Raw genomic sequence first — 16,426 nt, 5'->3', positions numbered from 1 at the left:
GGATACCACGTACGGTGGACGGTATGCAGGTGATCGACTGGGATCTTGCCGTAGCGACCGGAACGCGCCTGGTGCGCCCCGGGCCGCAAGTGAGCCGAGAGGAGGCTCGCCGGGCGGTCGCCGAACTGCGGCAACTCTCGCGCGTCGCCGAGGGGCACGTCCGGGAGTTCACCCGGATCGACACGGAGACCGCACCCGAACCGGCGACCATCGTCGACCGGCCAGGCTGGATCAAGGCCAACGTCGAGGGCTTCCGGGTGGTGCTGGAGCCGCTGACCCAGCGCATGGCCGCGCGCAAGGACCAGACCCCGGCGATCGTGAGCGCGGTCGGCTCGCGCGTCACCGGGGTGGAGGTCGGCGCGGTGCTCGCCTTCCTGGCCTCCCGTGTCCTGGGGCAGTACGAACTGTTCCTGCCGCCCGACCCGTCGGGGCGCGAGGCCGTCGGCCGCCTCACGCTGGTCGCGCCCAACATCGTGCACGCCGAGCAGGAGCTCGACGTGGTCCCGCGCGACTTCCGGCTGTGGGTCTGCCTGCACGAGGAGACCCACCGGGTGCAGTTCACCGGCGTCCCCTGGCTCAGGGAGTACGTCCGCTCCCAGATGACGGAGTTCCTGCTCGCCTCCGACATGGATCTGAGCACGCTCCTCGACCGGTTCCGCTCGGCCGCCGACGCGGTCGCCGACGCCGTCAGGGGAGGCGAGGGCAATCTGATCGACGCGATCCAGACCCCCGAGCAGAGGGAGATCCTCAACCGGCTCACCGCGGTGATGACCCTGGTCGAGGGGCACGGCGACTACGTCATGGACGCGGTCGGCCCGGCGGTGGTCCCCACGGTCGCCGACATCCGCGCCAAGTTCCACCACCGTCGCGAGGGCGGCTCGCGCCTGGACCGCACGGTCCGCAAGCTGCTCGGCGTCGACCTGAAGATGAAGCAGTACGCCGAGGGCTCCTCCTTCGTGCGCACGGTCGTCGACCGGGTGGGCATGGACGGCTTCAACAAGGTCTGGACCTCTCCGCAGACCCTCCCGACCCAGGACGAGATCAGCAGGCCGGAGCGCTGGATCGCCAGGGTGATCGGCGCTTCCGCCCTTCCCGAGGCCGACGGCACGACCGGCTGACCCGTCACCGGCCCGTTCCGCCCGGCCTGTGGGCCGCGGGAGCGGGCCGGGAGGCACGGCTCTCCAAGAGGCGGCCCGGCGGTGCGGCCGGCACGCCGGGGGCCGGACGATCTCTCCGAGGGGCGGGTCCGGCGGTGCGGCCGGCACGTCCGAGGCCGGACAATGGCGGGCATGGGTCCGCCTCCCGCCGTCGCCGATGTCCGCCGTGCCGTACGGCAAGCGCTGGACGATCTGGCGGCCGGCTCCCTCGTGCTCGTCGCGTGCAGCGGCGGCGCCGATTCCCTGGCGCTGGCCGCCGCCACGGGGTTCGTCGCGCCCAGGGCCGGGCTCCGCGCGGGACTGCTCACCGTCGACCACGGCCTGCAGGAGGGTTCGGACGACCGGGCCACCGCCGTCGTACGGCTCGCGCCCGACCTGGGCCTCGACCCGGCCGAGGCGCTGCGGGTCCTGGTCGGCACCTCGGGAGGTCCCGAGGCGGCCGCCAGGGAGGCCAGATACGCCGCGCTGTCGGAGGCCGCCGAGCGGCTCGGGGCCGCGGCCGTGCTTCTCGGGCACACCAGGGACGACCAGGCGGAGACCGTGCTGCTCCGGCTGGCCAGGGGGAGCGGGACGCGCTCGCTGGCGGGGATGCCGGAGCGGGCGGGGCTCTACCGGCGCCCCCTGCTCGGGATCGGCAGGCGGACGACCGTGGCGGCCTGCCAGGGGCTGGGGCTGAGCCCCTGGGACGACCCGCACAACCTCGATCCCCGCTACACCCGGGTCAGGGTCCGCTCCCGGCTGCTGCCCGCCCTGGAGGAGGAACTGGGCCCCGGTGTCGCCGAGGCGCTCGCCAGGACCGCCGCCCTGTGCCGGGACGACGCGGACGCGCTCGACGGGTGGGCGGACACCGCCTACGCCGCGGCACTGCTCCCGGATTCAGCTCTTAGCGATATCGGTGGCCCCGGGACGGTGGCGCTGGCCGTACCGGAGCTGGCGGCGCTGCCCGCGGCGGTACGGCGGCGGGTGCTGCGCCGGGCGGCGATCGAGGCGGGAGCCCCGCCCGGCACGCTCGCCGCGGCGCACATCCTTCAGGTGGACCGTCTGGTCACCGGCTGGCGCGGGCAGCGGCGTGTGGAGGTCCCCGGGGGGATTGGTGCGGTCCGTCGGTATGGCACCCTGATATTCGCCAGACAGCCAGCAAGCCCCGTCTCGTAAGGAAAAATCCCAGGTGGACGCAGCCGACATGGGCAGGGACCTCGAAAAGGTCCTCATCTCGGAAGAAGAGCTCCAGGCCAAGATCAAGGAGCTCGCGGGCCGGATCGACGAGGACTACGCGGGCAGGGAACTACTGATCGTGGGCGTGCTGAAGGGCGCGGTCATGGTCATGGCCGACCTGGCCAGGGCGCTGCACGTGCCGGTCCAGATGGACTGGATGGCCGTCTCCTCCTACGGGGCGGGCACCAAGTCGTCCGGCGTCGTGCGGGTGCTCAAGGACCTGGACACCGACATCGCGGGCCGTCACGTACTGGTCGTCGAGGACATCATCGACTCGGGCCTGACCCTGTCGTGGCTGGTGCACAACCTGAAGTCGCGCAACCCCGCCTCGGTGGAGATCTGCGCGGCGCTGCGCAAGCCGGACGCGGTCAAGGTGCCGCTCGATGTGAAATACGTCGGCTTTGACATTCCCAACGAGTTCGTGATCGGCTACGGCCTCGACTACGCAGAGCGATATCGCAACCTTCCCTTCATCGGGACTCTTGCGCCGCATGTGTATGGGGCAAACTAAAAAAGTACGCCCTGGGCGAAGCACGCGCTCCACACACGCGACATTGGTCATAGCGGAGGGGAACACGCGCCTACCTGACGTACGTTGGTAGGGCAAAGCCGGTGCTGTCCGGGCAGTTACCCTGCGCGGCACGCCGGTGTACCTTCGGACGACTGAGGGTATGGCCTCGTACGCCTTCCCTTGGTAGTCAGTTGGAGCGGTTAGGGAGACCGCGAACCCCGGGTTCGCCCGGGGTTGCCAGGCCATGGTCAGGAAGGGACGGGCCCGCCGGGGTTCCGCATCGGATGGATCTCAAGCGATTTACACGTGGGCCACTGCTGTGGATCCTGGGCATCGTCGTGTTGCTCCTGCTCATCACCACTATGTGGAGCAGTGACGGCAGCTTCGAGAAGGCCGACACCTCGAAGATCATTAGCTGGATCGACGAGGGCAAGGTCTCCAACGCGAAGATCATCGACAAGGACCAGCGCATCGAGGTCACGCTGACCGACAAGAAGCGCTACTACTCCTCGTGGGTGACCGGCCAGGGTGTCCAGCTCGCAGACCGGCTCGAAACCGCGGCGAAGAGCGACAAGCTCTCGGGCGGCTACACCGTCGACGTGCCGAAGGAGAACTTCCTCCTCGGTCTCCTGGTGAGCTTCCTGCCGATCGTCATCATCGTGCTGATCTTCTTGTTCATCATGAACCAGATGCAGGGCGGCGGCTCCCGGGTGATGAACTTCGGCAAGTCGAAGGCCAAGCTCATCACCAAGGACACCCCCAAGACCACCTTCGCCGACGTCGCGGGTGCCGACGAGGCCATCGAGGAGCTCCAGGAGATCAAGGAGTTCCTGCAGGCTCCGGCCAAGTTCCAGGCGATCGGCGCCAAGATCCCCAAGGGCGTCCTGCTTTACGGTCCGCCCGGAACCGGTAAGACCCTGCTCGCCAGGGCCGTCGCCGGCGAGGCCGGCGTGCCGTTCTACTCCATCTCCGGTTCCGACTTCGTCGAGATGTTCGTCGGCGTCGGCGCCTCCCGGGTGCGCGACCTGTTCGAGCAGGCCAAGGCGAACGCCCCGGCGATCATCTTCATCGACGAGATCGACGCGGTCGGCCGTCACCGCGGCGCCGGTCTGGGCGGCGGTCACGACGAGCGCGAGCAGACGCTGAACCAGCTCCTCGTCGAGATGGACGGCTTCGACGTCAAGGGCGGCGTGATCCTGATCGCCGCGACCAACCGGCCCGACATCCTCGACCCGGCGCTGCTGCGTCCCGGTCGTTTCGACCGCCAGGTCACCGTCGACCGTCCCGACCTGGAGGGCCGCAAGGGCATCCTCCGGGTGCACGGCCGCGGCAAGCCGTTCGCCGAGGGCGTCGACCTCGACGTCATCGCCCGCAGGACGCCCGGTTTCACCGGTGCCGACCTGGCCAACGTGATCAACGAGGCCGCGCTGCTCACCGCGCGCGCCGACCAGAAGCTGATCACGATGGAGATGCTCGAGGAGTCCATCGACCGCGTGATGGCCGGCCCCGAGCGCAAGACCCGCGTCATGTCGGACCAGGAGAAGAAGATCATCGCGTACCACGAGGGCGGTCACGCCCTGGTCGCGCACGCGCTGCCCAACTCCGACCCGGTCCACAAGATCACGATCCTGTCCCGCGGCCGCGCCCTCGGTTACACGATGACGCTGCCGATGGAGGACAAGTTCCTGGCGACCCGCTCGGAGATGATGGACCAGCTCGCGATGCTGCTGGGCGGCCGTACGGCGGAGGAGCTCGTCTTCCACGAGCCGACCACCGGCGCCTCCAACGACATCGAGAAGGCCACCTCCATCGCCCGCCGCATGGTCACCGAGTACGGCATGAGCGAGCAGCTCGGCGCCCGCAAGTTCGGCACCGGCAACGCCGAGGTCTTCCTCGGCCGTGAGATGGGCCACGAGCGCGACTACTCCGAGAAGATCGCCTCCACGATCGACGAGGAGGTGCGCCGCCTCATCGAGACCGGGCACGACCAGGCCTGGGAGATCCTCGTCGAGTACCGCGACGTGCTCGACAACCTGGTGCTCGAGCTCATGGAGAAGGAGACCCTCTCCCGCGATCAGGTCCTGCAGATCTTCGCCCCGGTCGTCGTCAGGGAGAAGCGTCCCTCCTACTCCGGCTACGGCAAGCGGCTGCCGTCCAACCGGCCGCCGATCCTGACGCCGAAGGAGCAGTCCGGCAACGGAGCGCTCCCCGCGGGTACAGGTCACACCGACTCCGTGCGCAAGGACGGGAACTGAGTGTGAGCGTGAACCCCCTCAAGGTCGACTCGGAGAGGCTGGAGAAGGCCGTTCGCGAGATCCTCATCGCCATCGGTGAGGATCCCGACCGCGACGGCCTGCTCGACACCCCGGCCAGGGTCGCCCGAGCCTACGCCGAGCAGTTCGCCGGGCTGGGGCAGACCCCGGAAGACGTGCTGACCACGGTCTTCGACGTCGACCACGACGAGATGGTGCTCGTCAGGGACATCGAGGTCTACTCGACCTGCGAGCACCACCTGGTCCCGTTCCACGGCGTGGCCCACGTCGGCTACATCCCGAACGAGAAGGGACAGGTCACCGGCCTGTCCAAGCTCGCCCGCCTCGTCGACGTGTACGCCCGGCGCCCCCAGGTGCAGGAGCGGATGACCTCCCAGATCGCCGACGCGCTCATGAGCGTGCTGGAGCCCCGGGGAGTCATCGTCGTGATCGAGTGCGAGCACCTCTGCATGACCATGCGCGGTGTCCGCAAGCCCGGCGCCAAGACGATCACCTCGGCCGTGCGGGGTGATTTCCGCAACAGTGACAAGACTCGCGCGGAGGCGATGGCGCTCATCCTGCGCTGAGCCTCGCCCGTCCGGGAGCATCCCTCCCGGCGCCCGCCGGATTCCTCTTGAAAGCCCTGCCCGGGCCGTCCATGACGGCCTGGGCAGGGCTTTTCGCGCTGTGGCCCGGCGGGAAAACCCTCCGCTCTCATCGTGCTCGGGCTAATATCGCCACACTTGCCAAGGTCCGGCATGCTCTGAGGAAGACATGACGGCAGGCGTCCTGAGCGGCCCGTCGATCGGGCCGCCCGCTTCGTGATGGACAGGCTGATTCGTTATGGCGCAAGCCGGACCCGCGATATGGGCGAAGAGCGGACAACGCCTAGGCTTGTCCGCATGACTACGTGGAGTGTGCCGGGGCTGCCCGACGAGGGCCGTTGCCTGGTGATGGGCGTGGTCAACGTCACCCCTGACTCCTTCTCCGACGGAGGCCGGTGGTTCGACCCGGCGGCGGCCGTACGGCACGGCCTGGAGCTGGTCGAACAGGGCGCCGACATCGTCGACGTGGGAGGGGAGTCGACCCGGCCGGGCGCGGCGCGGGTGTCGCTGGAGGAGGAGCTGGCCAGGGTCGAGCCGGTCATCAGGCAACTGAGCCGGGAGGGCGTCGTGGTCAGCGTCGACACCATGCGGGCCGAGGTCGCGCGGGCGGCCGTGGAGGCCGGGGCGAGGCTGGTCAACGACGTCAGCGGCGGCCTGGCCGATCCGGAGATGCCGAGGATCGTGGCCGCCTCCGGCGTGCAGTACGTGGTGATGCACTGGCGAGGTCACAGTCACTCGATGGACAGCCGGGCGATCTACGGTGACGTCGTGACCGAGGTGCGGGAGGAACTCGCCAAGCGGGTCGCCTCCGTGCTGGCGGAAGGGGTGGCGGAGAGCCAGATCGTGCTGGACCCCGGCCTGGGCTTCTCCAAGAACCCCGAGCACAACTGGGCCCTGATCGCGGGCATCGACCGGCTCGCCGAGCTGGGCCACCCGCTGCTCATCGGGGCCTCGCGCAAGCGTTTCCTGGGCCGCCTGCTGGCCGATCCCGACGGCACCCCCCGTCCCTTCGACCGCAGTGACGACGCCACGCTCGCCGTGACCGCCCTCGCCGCAGACGCGGGGGCCTGGTGCGTGCGGGTGCACGACGTACGCCCGAACGCGGACGCCGTCCGCGTGGCCGCCGCTGTTCAGAGAGCGAGATCATGAGCGTCGACACCACCGCCGTCGAGTCGGTCAACCAGGCGTTCTACACCGCGATCGAGAACGCCGACCTCGATCGCATGACCGAGATCTGGGCAGAGGACCTCGACGACGAGCAGGTGAGCTGCGTGCACCCGGGGTGGCCGATCGTCAACGGCCGCCAGGAGGTGCTGCGCTCCTGGGCGCTCATCATGGCCAACACCCCCTACATCCAGTTCGTGCTGACCGACGTCCGTGTCAGCGTGCTGGGCGACGTCGCGATCCTCACCTGTGAGGAGAACATCCTCACCGCGGGCGACGAAGGTGATTCCAGCTTCGCCGCGGGAAAGGTTGTGGCGAGCAACACCTTCGTCAGGACGTCGGCGGGGTGGCGGCTCTGGCTGCACCACGGCTCGCCCGTGTTGCAGGGAGACGACGAAGAGGAAGAGGAAACCCCGTGACGGACCGGATCAGCCTCAAGGGCCTGAGAGCACGGGGTCGGCACGGCGTGCTGGCTGCGGAGCGGGAGCTCGGCCAGGAGTTCGTCGTCGACGTCACGCTTCTCCTCGACACCGCACCCGCGGCCGCCGGGGACGACCTCGCCAAGACCGTGGACTACGGGCAGCTCGCCCAGGACCTGGTGAAGGTCGTGGAGGGCGAGCCGGTCGATCTGATCGAGACCCTCGCCCAGCGCCTGGCGGACGTCTGCCTGTCCCGTGAGCTCGTGTGGTCGGCCGAGGTGAGCGTGCACAAACCGGCCGCCCCCATCCCGCTGCCGTTCGACGACGTGATCGTGACGATCAGCCGGAGCCGGTCATGAAGGTCGTGCTCGCACTCGGCAGCAACCTGGGGGACCGGCTGGAGATGTTGCAGGGCGCGCTGGACTCGCTCTTCGACACCCCGGAGCTGGAGTTCGTCGCGGTCTCCCCGGTCTACGAGACGGACCCGGTCGGCGGTCCCGAGCAGGGGCCGTACCTCAACGCGGTGGTGATCGCGCGCAGCGAGCTGGAACCCAGGACGCTCCTCGATCGTGCTCAGAGTGTGGAGAACGTTTTCGGCAGGGTCCGGGCGGAGCGCTGGGGAGCGCGCACCCTGGACGTCGATCTGATCACCGTCGGAGACGTGGTCTCGGACGACCCCGAGCTGACGCTGCCGCATCCCAGGGCGCACGAGCGCGCGTTCGTGCTGGTGCCCTGGATGCGCGCCGACCCCGACGCGGTCCTGGCCGGGCGCAGGGTCTCCGACCTGCTGGCCGGCCTGGACCAGGACTACGTACGGCTGCGCCCCGATCTGACGCTGCAGAGGCCTTGATGAAGCCGAGTCACCCCGGCGTTCTCGTCGGTGTCTTCGCCGTGTTCACGTTCCTGACGTGGGGGCTGCTGAAACCGCTCTACTCGTCCCTGCCGACCCTCCCCTGGACCGCGATCCCCACCGTGCTCCTGCTGGCGATCGGCGAGGCCTACAGCGGCTGGATGACGAAGGCCAGGATCGAGCGCAGGGCGGAGACCAAGCCCGTCGAACCGCTGGCCGTGGCCCGCCTGGCGGCCCTCGCCAAGGCCTCGGCGTACGCCGGGGCGATCTTCGGGGGTGTCTTCGCCGGGTTCGCCCTCTACACCACCGACCTGCTGGAGCAGGGAGTGCCCCGCCGGGACTTCCTGATCGCCGGTGGATCGCTCGTGGCCTGCGCGGTGCTGGTCTGCGCCGCCCTGTACCTGGAGCACTGCTGCAAGGTGCCCAAGGACTCCGAGGACGACCACCGCTAATGCCGTGACCTGGGACCTGGGCGGACGTCGTTCACCGGCGCCGAGCCGCCCCGCTTCACCGCTCGCCGTACCGGCGCCCGGAAGGTCCCGGACACGGTGGAGGCAAGCGGTGGAGGTAAACGGTGGAGGTGGGCGGCCGTCGCAAGGGCGTCCCCGGTGGCCCGGGGAGACGGCCGTCACTCCCGCGGAACGGGTCTGGTCCCGACGACGACGGTGGCGTTCAGGTCGTCGCAGTCGGCCGGTCGCGGGATCAGCCCGCTGCGGGCCACGGCCTCGACGGTCCGGGAGGCCTGCCTCCGGCTCGTCTCGACCAGCAGATGACCGCCGGGGGACAGCCACAGCGGTGCCGCGGCGATCACCCGCCGCACGACGTCGAGCCCGTCCGCGCCCCCGTCGAGCGCCGTCCGGGGCTCGTGCACGCGGGCCTCGGCGGGCAGCAGCCTGATCGCCTCGGTGGGCACGTAGGGTGGGCTGGCGACCAGGATGTCGACGCGGCCCCGCAGCGTGGCGGGCAGCGGCTCGTAGAGGTCGCCCTCGTACACCCGGCCGCCGACGGAGGCGAGGTTACGGCGGGCGCACCGCACCGCGGCCGGGTCGAGGTCGACGGCGTGCAGCTCGATCCGCTCCAGGGCCGTGGCCAGCGCGGCGCCCATCGCCCCCGAGCCGCAGCACAGGTCGACCACGACGGCCGGAGGTCCGGAGGAGGCCCGCTCCGGAAGGGCGGGGGCGGCGGTCCGGCGGGCGAGGGCGGTGGCCTGCCGGATGAGGAACTCGGTGCGGCGGCGGGGGACGAAGACCCCCGGCTCCACGGCTATCCGCAGGCCGCAGAACTCCGCCCAGCCGAGGACGTGTTCGAGGGGCAGGCCGGCGACCCGCCGCTCGACCATGGCGGCGACATCGGCGGGGGTCCGCGCGGTGGAGACGATCAGCTCCGCCTCGTCCTCGGCGAACACACAGCCGGCGGCCCGAAGCCTGGTGACGATGACGGACAGGGGGAGGGACGACGGGGGAAGTGACATCGGAGAGAGCCTTTCGCTGCCTGCGGGCGCTCTCCCGGTCACCTATGTCCGGTCGGCCGTACGGATATGAGCCGTACGGTCATGAGATGAGAGCACCCGGCCTGATCTGGCGGTAATGGGTCTCACCTCCTCGGTAGGTCCGGTCCCCTTCTGGGGGACGGCAACACTACCACGCGAGATCTTCACGTTCCCGTCACCACCCCGCGTCCGGCCGGGCGCCTGGCGCGGGCCGTACGGGTTCCACGAGGACGGGCCCTTCTCCGGCGGTTCTCCGGCGGAGGGGCCCGTCAGGAAGGGGCCGGGGCTCACCGGCCGTCGAAGGGGCGGGCCATCTCGTCGAGGACCTCCTCCATGACCTCCAGGAGGGGGCGGGGCTCGTCTTCGTCGGTCCACACGTGGGTGGCGATGCGCAGCGCGACCAGGAAGGCGGCCGCCAGCACCTGGGGCCGCACGGCACCGGCGGCGCCGTCGCGTCCGGCGATGGCCTGGACGAGCTCGCGCTCCAGGGCGGCGTGGTTGGCCAGCTGCCTGGCCAGGAGGGAGGGGTGCCTCTTGGCGAGCCTCGCGCGCACGGCCCAGGCCACCTCGGGATCGCCCAGCTCCCGCTGGATGTCGTGGATGGCTCCGCGCAGCGCCTGCCAGGCCGTCTCCCCCGCGGGACGGGCGTTGACCCGTTCGAGCAGCAGCCGGATGCGCTGCTCGTCACCGTAGAGGAGGGCGTCCTCCTTGCTGCCGAAGTAGTTGGAGAAGGTGCGCCGGGAGATGTTGGCGGCGTCGGCGATGGCCTCGACGGTGACGTGGTCCAGGCCGTGTTCGGCGCACAGCCGCAGCGCGGCCTCGTGGACCGCCTGCCGCGTCTCGGCCTTCTTACGTTCGCGCAATCCCGCTGTGATCTCCATGGCATCAGTATCTCACCGTTTGAGAAAACATGCCCAGTGCGCAAAGTTGCCCAGTGGGCATGTAAGGTGTCACAGTTCGTTCTGATTTCTCAACCGGAGGTTGCGCGTGGGCGCCCATACAGTCACCGCTCACAAAACTGATCATGAAACCGGGCCGATGAGTCACCGCCAGGTCCTTGAGGCGCTGAGCGGGCTGCTGCTCGTCCTGTTCGTCGCCATGATCAGCAGCACGATCGTGTCGGTGGCGCTCCCGCAGATCATCGGTGCGCTCAACGGCACCCAGTCGCAGTACACCTGGGTGGTCACCGCCTCACTGCTCGCCTCGACGGCCTCCACGCCGATCTGGGGCAAGCTCGCGGACCTGTTCAGCAAGAAGCTGCTGCTCCAGATCTCCATCGTCATCTTCATGATCAGCTCGCTGGCCTGCGGTTTCGCGCAGAACACCGCGCAGCTGATCGCCTTCCGGGCCCTGCAGGGCCTGGGCATGGGCGCCCTGCAGGTCCTGGTGCAGGTCATCATCGCCGCGATGATCAGCCCCAAGGAGCGCGGACGCTACAACGGCTACCTCGGTGGCGTCATGGCCGTGGCGACGGTGGGCGGCCCGCTGCTCGGCGGCCTGATCGCCGACACGTCCTGGCTGGGCTGGCGCTGGTGCTTCTTCATCGCGCTGCCCTTCACCGTGGTCGCCTTCGCCTTGCTGCACAAGACGCTGCGCGTGGCCGTCGTGCGCCGCGCCGACGTCAAGATCGACTACGTGGGCGCCGCGCTGATCGCCGCGGGCGTCAGCGTCCTGCTCATCTGGGTCACCTTCGTCGGCAACTCCTTCGACTGGCTGTCCTGGCAGACCGCGGCCATGGTCGGCGGCGGTGTCCTGCTCCTGGTGCTGGCGACGTGGGTCGAGTCGCGGGTGGCCGAGCCGGTGGTGCCGCTGAAGGTCATCCGCCACCGCACCCCCGCCCTGGCCATCCTGGCCAGCCTCGCGGTCGGCATGGCCATGTTCGGCGGCTCGGTCTTCCTCGGCCAGTACTTCCAGATCGGCCGCGGCTACACCCCCACCCAGGCGGGCCTGCTCACCATCCCCATGATGGTCGGGGTGCTGATCTCATCCACCGTCTCCGGGCGCATGATCTCCAGGAGCGGCAGGATCAAGCCGTACATCGTCACCGGCTCCATCGTGCTCACCATCGGCTTCCTCGGGCTGTCCACGATGGACCACCAGACCTCGCTGTACTTCATCGGCGGCGCGATGGTGCTGGTCGGCGCCGGGGTCGGCATGTCGATGCAGAACCTCGTGCTGGTCATCCAGAACACCGTCCCGCTGCGCGAGCTGGGCGCCGCCAGCGGCGCGATCACGTTCTTCCGCTCCCTCGGCGGCACCATCGGCGTCTCGGTCCTCGGCGCGGTGCTGGCCAACCGGGTCGCCACCGGCATCGCCGAGGGTCTCGCCAAGGTGGGCGTCACGCCCGCCGCGGCGAGCGGCGGCGGTCGCAGCACCCTCAACATCCAGGCGCTGCCCGAGCCGATCAAGGAGATCGTGCGCGCGGCCTACGGCGACGCCACCGGGCACATCTTCCTCATCTCCGCCGCGGTCGCCACCGTCGGCGTCATCGCCGTCCTGTTCCTCAAGCCGGTCAGGCTCCGCGACAGCGTGGACCTGCCGGCGAGCCCCGAGCCGGAGGAACAGGCCGTCACGACCGGCTGAGGCGGGCCCCAGGCGGGCCCCAGGCGGGCCCAGGTGGGCCCAGGTGGGCCCAGGTGGGACACGCCGCCGCTCCGGGAACCGCGCGGGGGTGCGGTCGCCGCGCCCCCGCGCCGCGTGCGCGGGCACTCCCCGGCCCGCCTGGACGGCTCGTCAGCGGCGGGTTCCGCTCGCGGCCCGTCTCCGGTCGAACAGCAGTAGGAACGGGATCGTGCACAGCAGCGGGCCCGCCACGGCCAGGGGGCGTTCCAGCCACCACACCAGGTCGGGCGGGACCTGGCTGCCGGGCGGGGCGCCGGTCAGCGCCCAGAACACGCCCATCAGGATCGCCATGCCGGTGGTGTGGAACAGGAACAGCGGCAGCGCGAACCTGTTGATCGTCTCGTTGGTCCACTGCCACCGGGGACGCTCCAGCAGGCGCTCCATGGAGGGACGCAGCACCTCGACCAGGCCGATCTGGAAGATCAGCAGCGCCACGATGACGAAGGTCGGCGGCGCCATGTTGGACAGCCTGTCACCGGGCACCCCGACCATCGAGCCCGGATAGATCCCCGAGTACACCAGGCCGAACAGGGCGAACAGGCCCGTCCACAGGGTGGCGACGTCCAGCCTGCGGGGCAGCGCGACCATCCGCTCGTAGAAGAATCCCGCCTGGTGCGCCAGTCCCCAGACGATGACCATGTTCAGCCAGCCCGCGGCCTCGTAGCCGTAGCGCAGCCGCAGCACGTCGACGACCAGCGCCGCGCCGCCCAGCCAGATGAGGATCAGCACGTCGAAGCGCCGGTGGAGCCAGAGCATGAGGGGCAGCAGGGCGATCAGCATGAGGTAGACGCCGATGAACCACAGCGGGCTCAGCACGAGCAGCACGACCCGGTCGATCCAGGCGATCCCCGACACCCACCCGACGATCGCGCCGAACGTGATCCAGGCCAGCGCGAGCGCCAGCGACGGGATCGCCAGCGCCCGGATGCGCCGCCACACGAAGCTGCCGATGCCGACGCCCCGCTCGCGGGCGCGGTTCCACGACATCAGGTGGACGTATCCGCCCACGTAGAAGAAGAGCGGCAGCACCTGCAGCAGCCACGTGAGGATCCACAGCCCCGAGGTGAAGCCCAGCGGGCTCGTCGGCGAGGGCCCGTCGGGCCCCCACCGCAGGATCGTGAACGCCCAGTGCCAGATCACCACGACGATCAGGCTGAGCGCGCGGAGCCAGTCGATGTATCTGTCCCGCTGACCGTTTCCGGCACGGGACGCGGTGTCCGCGCGTTCGCTCATGCGGCCCCCTCCGTGATCACCCGCCGGTGCCGCCGCGGTGACCCGGCGGCACTCTCCACGGTCACTTGTCGATGTCACCCACCACGAAGAACATCGAGCCCAGAATGGCCACCATGTCGGAGACCAGGTGTCCTGGCAACATCTCGCGCAGCACCTGGACGTTGTTGTAGGAGGCCGAGCGGAGTTTCAGCCGCCACGGCGTCTTCTCGCCTCGGGAGACCAGGTAGTAGCCGTTGATGCCGAGCGGGTTCTCCGTCCAGGCGTAGGTGTGTCCCTCGGGCACCTTGAGCACCTTGGGCAGGCGCTGGTTGATCGGCCCCGGCGGCAGCTCGCGCAGCCGCTCCAGGCAGGCGTCCGCCAGGTCCAGGGAGACCTTCACCTGTTCGAGCAGCACCCCGAAACGAGCGTTGCAGTCTCCGGCCGTACGGGTGACGACCCGCACCGGCAGCTCGCCGTAGGCGAGGTAGGGGTCGTCCCTGCGCAGGTCGAGATCGACCCCGGAGGCGCGGGCGATGGGACCGCTCACGCCGTACTGCATGATCGTCTGACGGTCCAGCACGCCGACCCCGACCGTGCGGGCCAGGAAGATCTCGTTGCCCGCGATCAGGTTCTCGATGTCGGGCAGCCGCCGCCGCACGTCCGCCACGGCCCGCGCGGCCCGGTCCATCCAGCCCAGGGGCAGGTCCTCCTTGAGGCCGCCGACCCGGTTGAACATGTAGTGCATCCGGCCGCCGGAGATCTCCTCCATCACGGCCTGCAGGGTCTCGCGTTCCCGGAACGCGTAGAAGACCGGGGTGATCGCGCCGAGCTCCAGGGGGTAGGAGCCGAGGAACATCAGGTGGCTGAGCACCCGGTTCAGCTCGGCCATCAGCGTGCGTGTCCAGACCGCCCTGATCGGCACCTCCATGCCGAGCATCCGCTCGACCGCCAGCACCACGCCCAGCTCGTTGGCGAACGCCGACAGCCAGTCGTGCCGGTTGGCCAGCATGATGATCTGCCGGTAGTCCCTGACCTCGAACAGCTTCTCCGCGCCACGGTGCATGTATCCCACGACCGGCTCGGCCGCGCTGATCCGCTCCCCGTCCATGGTGAGCCGCAGGCGCAGCACCCCGTGGGTCGACGGGTGCTGCGGCCCGATGTTGAGGACCATGTCCTCGGTGGCGAGCTCCTTGCCGCCCGCCGCCGCGACCGCGTCCGCTCCGGCCCCGATCCCCACGTTCACTTCCCGGGGCGCGCCCTGGGCACGAGGCTCAGTCATATGCCCCATGCTGCCACGTCAGCGGCGGGAGGCGAGATCCCGCAGAGCCGCGATCAGACGGTCGACGTGCTCGGTGGTGCTCCCGATGCCGATGGAGGCGCGCACCGCCGAGGCGGTCACGTCCTCGCAGCCGCCGTCCTTGGCGCCCAGGAGGTGGCGGACGAAGGGGTGGGCGCAGAACTTGCCGTCGCGGACGCCGATGCCGTACTCGCCCGACAGGGTCTCGGCGACCTGGCGGGCGGTGAACCCGTCGACGACGAAGGAGACGATGCCGACCCGCGGGTGCTCCGGGCCCCACAGGGACAGCTCGTGGACGCCCTCGATGTCCGCGAGGCCCGCGCGCAGGCGGCCCAGGAGGCGCTCCTCCTCGCGCACCAGCGCGTCCCAGCCGGTGGCGGTCAGCGCGTCGCAGGCGGCGGCCAGCGCGATCGCGCCGAGGACGTTCGGCGTTCCGGCCTCGTGCCGGGCCTCGGGGTCGGAGTGCCACTCGGTCTCGTCGTCGTTCACGGCGCGCACCGCGCCGCCGCCCCTGAGGTACGGCTCGGCCGCCGACAGCCAGTCGGAGCGGCCGATCAGCGCGCCCGTGCCGAAGGGGGCGTACAGCTTGTGCCCGGAGAAGACCACGTAGTCCAGGTCGAGCGCGGTCAGGTTGAGGCGGCGGTGCGGGACGAGCTGGGCGGCGTCGACCAGGATGCGGGCGCCGTGGCGGTGGGCGATGTGGGCCAGGGCTGCGATCGGCCACAGTTCGCCGGTGACGTTGGAGGCGGCGGTCACGACCAGCAGCTTGGGGCCGTCGATCGCGGCCAGCGCGTCGTCGGCCGCGCGCACCGCCTCGCCGGGGAAGGCGGGGGCGGGCAGCCGTACGGCGTCGGCCCACGGCAGCAGCGAGGCGTGGTGCTCGGTGTCGAAGACCACGGTGGTGGTCCCGGAGGGCAGGCTGCGGGCCAGCAGGTTGGTGGCGTCGGTGGTGTTCCTGGTGAAGATCACCGAGTCGTCGGGGCGGGCGCCGACGAAGGCGCGCACGGTGTGCCTGGCCTGCTCGTAGCGGGCGGTGGTCAGCTGGGAGGCGTATCCCGCTCCGCGGTGGACGCTGGAGTAGGCCGGGAGCGCGGCGGCGACGGCGGCGCTCACCGGCTCCAGACAGGGGGCGCTGGCGGCGTAGTCGAGGTTGGCGTAGGAGACGAGCCTGCCGCCCTTCACCGGGACCTCCAGGTCCGCGCCGAGCACCGCGGGGATCGGGCGGTCGTCGCAGGCGCGCGTCGCCGGGACGGTCACGGCGGTGTTCTCGACGGTCTGGGGGACGGCGGAGGCGGTGGAGGTGAAGATCGTCAGAGTGGACACGCCGGTGCTCCTTAGAGGTCATCGGACCCCAAGCCGTCGGCGTTGGTGCGTGGAGCCCGCGCTTGCCCGACACACTCCGTGCCGGACCAGGTCCTCACCCGGGGCACCCCGCCGCGGACGCGAGGGTTGCCGGCCAGCGAGCCGGGGCTTGTCACTGGCACTCATGACCTACGGATCGGACTATACCCACAGCCGGGCCGTGCTTGGCAAGTCCGGAGAACGGCGCGGCGTTCCGGGGTGGAGGGAGCGGACGGGGCCCACGGGACGGCGGGCGGACCGGGGGGAAGGGCGATGAGCAGGCCGGGAGAGG

General features: G+C 70.3%; 16 protein-coding genes and 1 riboswitch. Of the genes, 11 read left to right on the top strand and 5 right to left on the bottom strand.

Annotated elements, in window-relative coordinates; all coding sequences use genetic code 11:
* Positions 1 to 23 precede the first annotated feature (23 nt).
* The 10 genes from AB0N02_RS17720 to AB0N02_RS17675 all read left to right on the top strand — a co-directional run bounded on the left by AB0N02_RS17720 (position 24) and on the right by AB0N02_RS17675 (position 8,625).
* Positions 24 to 1,118, top strand: a complete 1,095-nt coding sequence (locus AB0N02_RS17720) for a zinc-dependent metalloprotease (RefSeq protein ID WP_363947239.1) — start codon at positions 24 to 26, stop codon at positions 1,116 to 1,118.
* A gap of 171 nt (positions 1,119 to 1,289) precedes the next feature.
* A complete protein-coding gene (gene tilS, locus AB0N02_RS17715) occupies positions 1,290 to 2,312 on the top strand; it encodes a tRNA lysidine(34) synthetase TilS (RefSeq protein ID WP_363947236.1) in 1,023 nt (340 codons plus the stop codon).
* A 13-nt stretch (positions 2,313 to 2,325) separates the two neighbouring features.
* Positions 2,326 to 2,883, top strand: a complete 558-nt coding sequence (gene hpt / locus AB0N02_RS17710; RefSeq protein WP_363947234.1) for a hypoxanthine phosphoribosyltransferase — start codon at positions 2,326 to 2,328, stop codon at positions 2,881 to 2,883.
* A 284-nt stretch (positions 2,884 to 3,167) separates the two neighbouring features.
* Positions 3,168 to 5,138: an ATP-dependent zinc metalloprotease FtsH gene (ftsH, locus tag AB0N02_RS17705; RefSeq protein WP_363947232.1), complete on the top strand. Its 1,971-nt coding sequence runs from the start codon at positions 3,168 to 3,170 to the stop codon at positions 5,136 to 5,138.
* Between the two features lie 2 nt (positions 5,139 to 5,140).
* Positions 5,141 to 5,722, top strand: a complete 582-nt coding sequence (gene folE / locus AB0N02_RS17700) for a GTP cyclohydrolase I FolE (protein WP_363947230.1) — start codon at positions 5,141 to 5,143, stop codon at positions 5,720 to 5,722.
* Between the two features lie 315 nt (positions 5,723 to 6,037).
* Complete coding sequence (gene folP / locus AB0N02_RS17695; RefSeq protein WP_363947228.1) at positions 6,038 to 6,889, top strand: dihydropteroate synthase; 852 nt, start codon at positions 6,038 to 6,040, stop codon at positions 6,887 to 6,889.
* Positions 6,886 to 7,323 carry a nuclear transport factor 2 family protein gene (locus tag AB0N02_RS17690; RefSeq protein WP_363947225.1) on the top strand — a complete coding sequence of 146 codons (438 nt, stop codon included), beginning with the start codon at positions 6,886 to 6,888 and terminating at the stop codon, positions 7,321 to 7,323. The genes folP and AB0N02_RS17690 overlap by 4 nt, the downstream gene beginning before the upstream one ends.
* Positions 7,320 to 7,682, top strand: coding sequence for a dihydroneopterin aldolase (gene folB, locus AB0N02_RS17685; RefSeq protein ID WP_363947223.1), 363 nt, complete (start codon positions 7,320 to 7,322; stop codon positions 7,680 to 7,682). Before AB0N02_RS17690 ends, folB begins: the two co-directional genes overlap by 4 nt.
* Positions 7,679 to 8,173, top strand: coding sequence for a 2-amino-4-hydroxy-6-hydroxymethyldihydropteridine diphosphokinase (folK, locus tag AB0N02_RS17680; RefSeq protein ID WP_363947220.1), 495 nt, complete (start codon positions 7,679 to 7,681; stop codon positions 8,171 to 8,173). The genes folB and folK overlap by 4 nt, the downstream gene beginning before the upstream one ends.
* On the top strand, positions 8,173 to 8,625 hold the full coding sequence (locus tag AB0N02_RS17675; RefSeq protein WP_363947217.1) for a DUF3180 domain-containing protein: 453 nt from the start codon (positions 8,173 to 8,175) through the stop codon (positions 8,623 to 8,625). Before folK ends, AB0N02_RS17675 begins: the two co-directional genes overlap by 1 nt.
* Before the next feature lie 176 nt (positions 8,626 to 8,801).
* Here AB0N02_RS17675 and AB0N02_RS17670 read toward each other — a convergent pair whose 3' ends face one another.
* Both AB0N02_RS17670 and AB0N02_RS17665 read right to left on the bottom strand, forming a co-directional pair.
* Positions 8,802 to 9,644 carry a putative protein N(5)-glutamine methyltransferase gene (locus AB0N02_RS17670; protein ID WP_363947214.1) on the bottom strand — a complete coding sequence of 281 codons (843 nt, stop codon included), beginning with the start codon at positions 9,642 to 9,644 and terminating at the stop codon, positions 8,802 to 8,804.
* 305 nt (positions 9,645 to 9,949) lie between these two features.
* On the bottom strand, positions 9,950 to 10,543 hold the full coding sequence (locus AB0N02_RS17665) for a TetR family transcriptional regulator (protein WP_363947212.1): 594 nt from the start codon (positions 10,541 to 10,543) through the stop codon (positions 9,950 to 9,952).
* A gap of 157 nt (positions 10,544 to 10,700) precedes the next feature.
* On the opposite strand from AB0N02_RS17665, the gene AB0N02_RS17660 reads away from it, so the two are divergent.
* Positions 10,701 to 12,245, top strand: coding sequence for an MDR family MFS transporter (locus AB0N02_RS17660; RefSeq protein WP_363947209.1), 1,545 nt, complete (start codon positions 10,701 to 10,703; stop codon positions 12,243 to 12,245).
* A 150-nt stretch (positions 12,246 to 12,395) separates the two neighbouring features.
* On the opposite strand, the gene AB0N02_RS17655 is transcribed toward AB0N02_RS17660, so the two are convergent.
* The 3 genes from AB0N02_RS17655 to AB0N02_RS17645 form a co-directional block, all read right to left on the bottom strand.
* Entirely contained in the window at positions 12,396 to 13,517 is a 1,122-nt protein-coding gene (locus AB0N02_RS17655; RefSeq protein ID WP_363947207.1) for an acyltransferase, read from the bottom strand.
* 61 nt (positions 13,518 to 13,578) lie between these two features.
* Positions 13,579 to 14,775 (bottom strand): NADH-quinone oxidoreductase subunit D, encoded by a 1,197-nt coding sequence (locus AB0N02_RS17650; RefSeq protein ID WP_363947204.1) that lies wholly within the window; start codon positions 14,773 to 14,775, stop codon positions 13,579 to 13,581.
* Between the two features lie 18 nt (positions 14,776 to 14,793).
* On the bottom strand, positions 14,794 to 16,050 hold the full coding sequence (locus AB0N02_RS17645) for an aminotransferase class V-fold PLP-dependent enzyme (protein WP_363947556.1): 1,257 nt from the start codon (positions 16,048 to 16,050) through the stop codon (positions 14,794 to 14,796).
* A gap of 119 nt (positions 16,051 to 16,169) precedes the next feature.
* Positions 16,170 to 16,285, bottom strand: a riboswitch (SAM riboswitch).
* Positions 16,286 to 16,426 lie beyond the last annotated feature (141 nt).

The organism is Streptosporangium sp. NPDC051022 (assembly GCF_040683035.1).
Classification (GTDB): Bacteria; Actinomycetota; Actinomycetes; order Streptosporangiales; family Streptosporangiaceae; genus Streptosporangium.
Note: the sequence above shows the minus strand (reverse complement) of the source record. Positions and strands in the feature narration are given on the sequence as shown.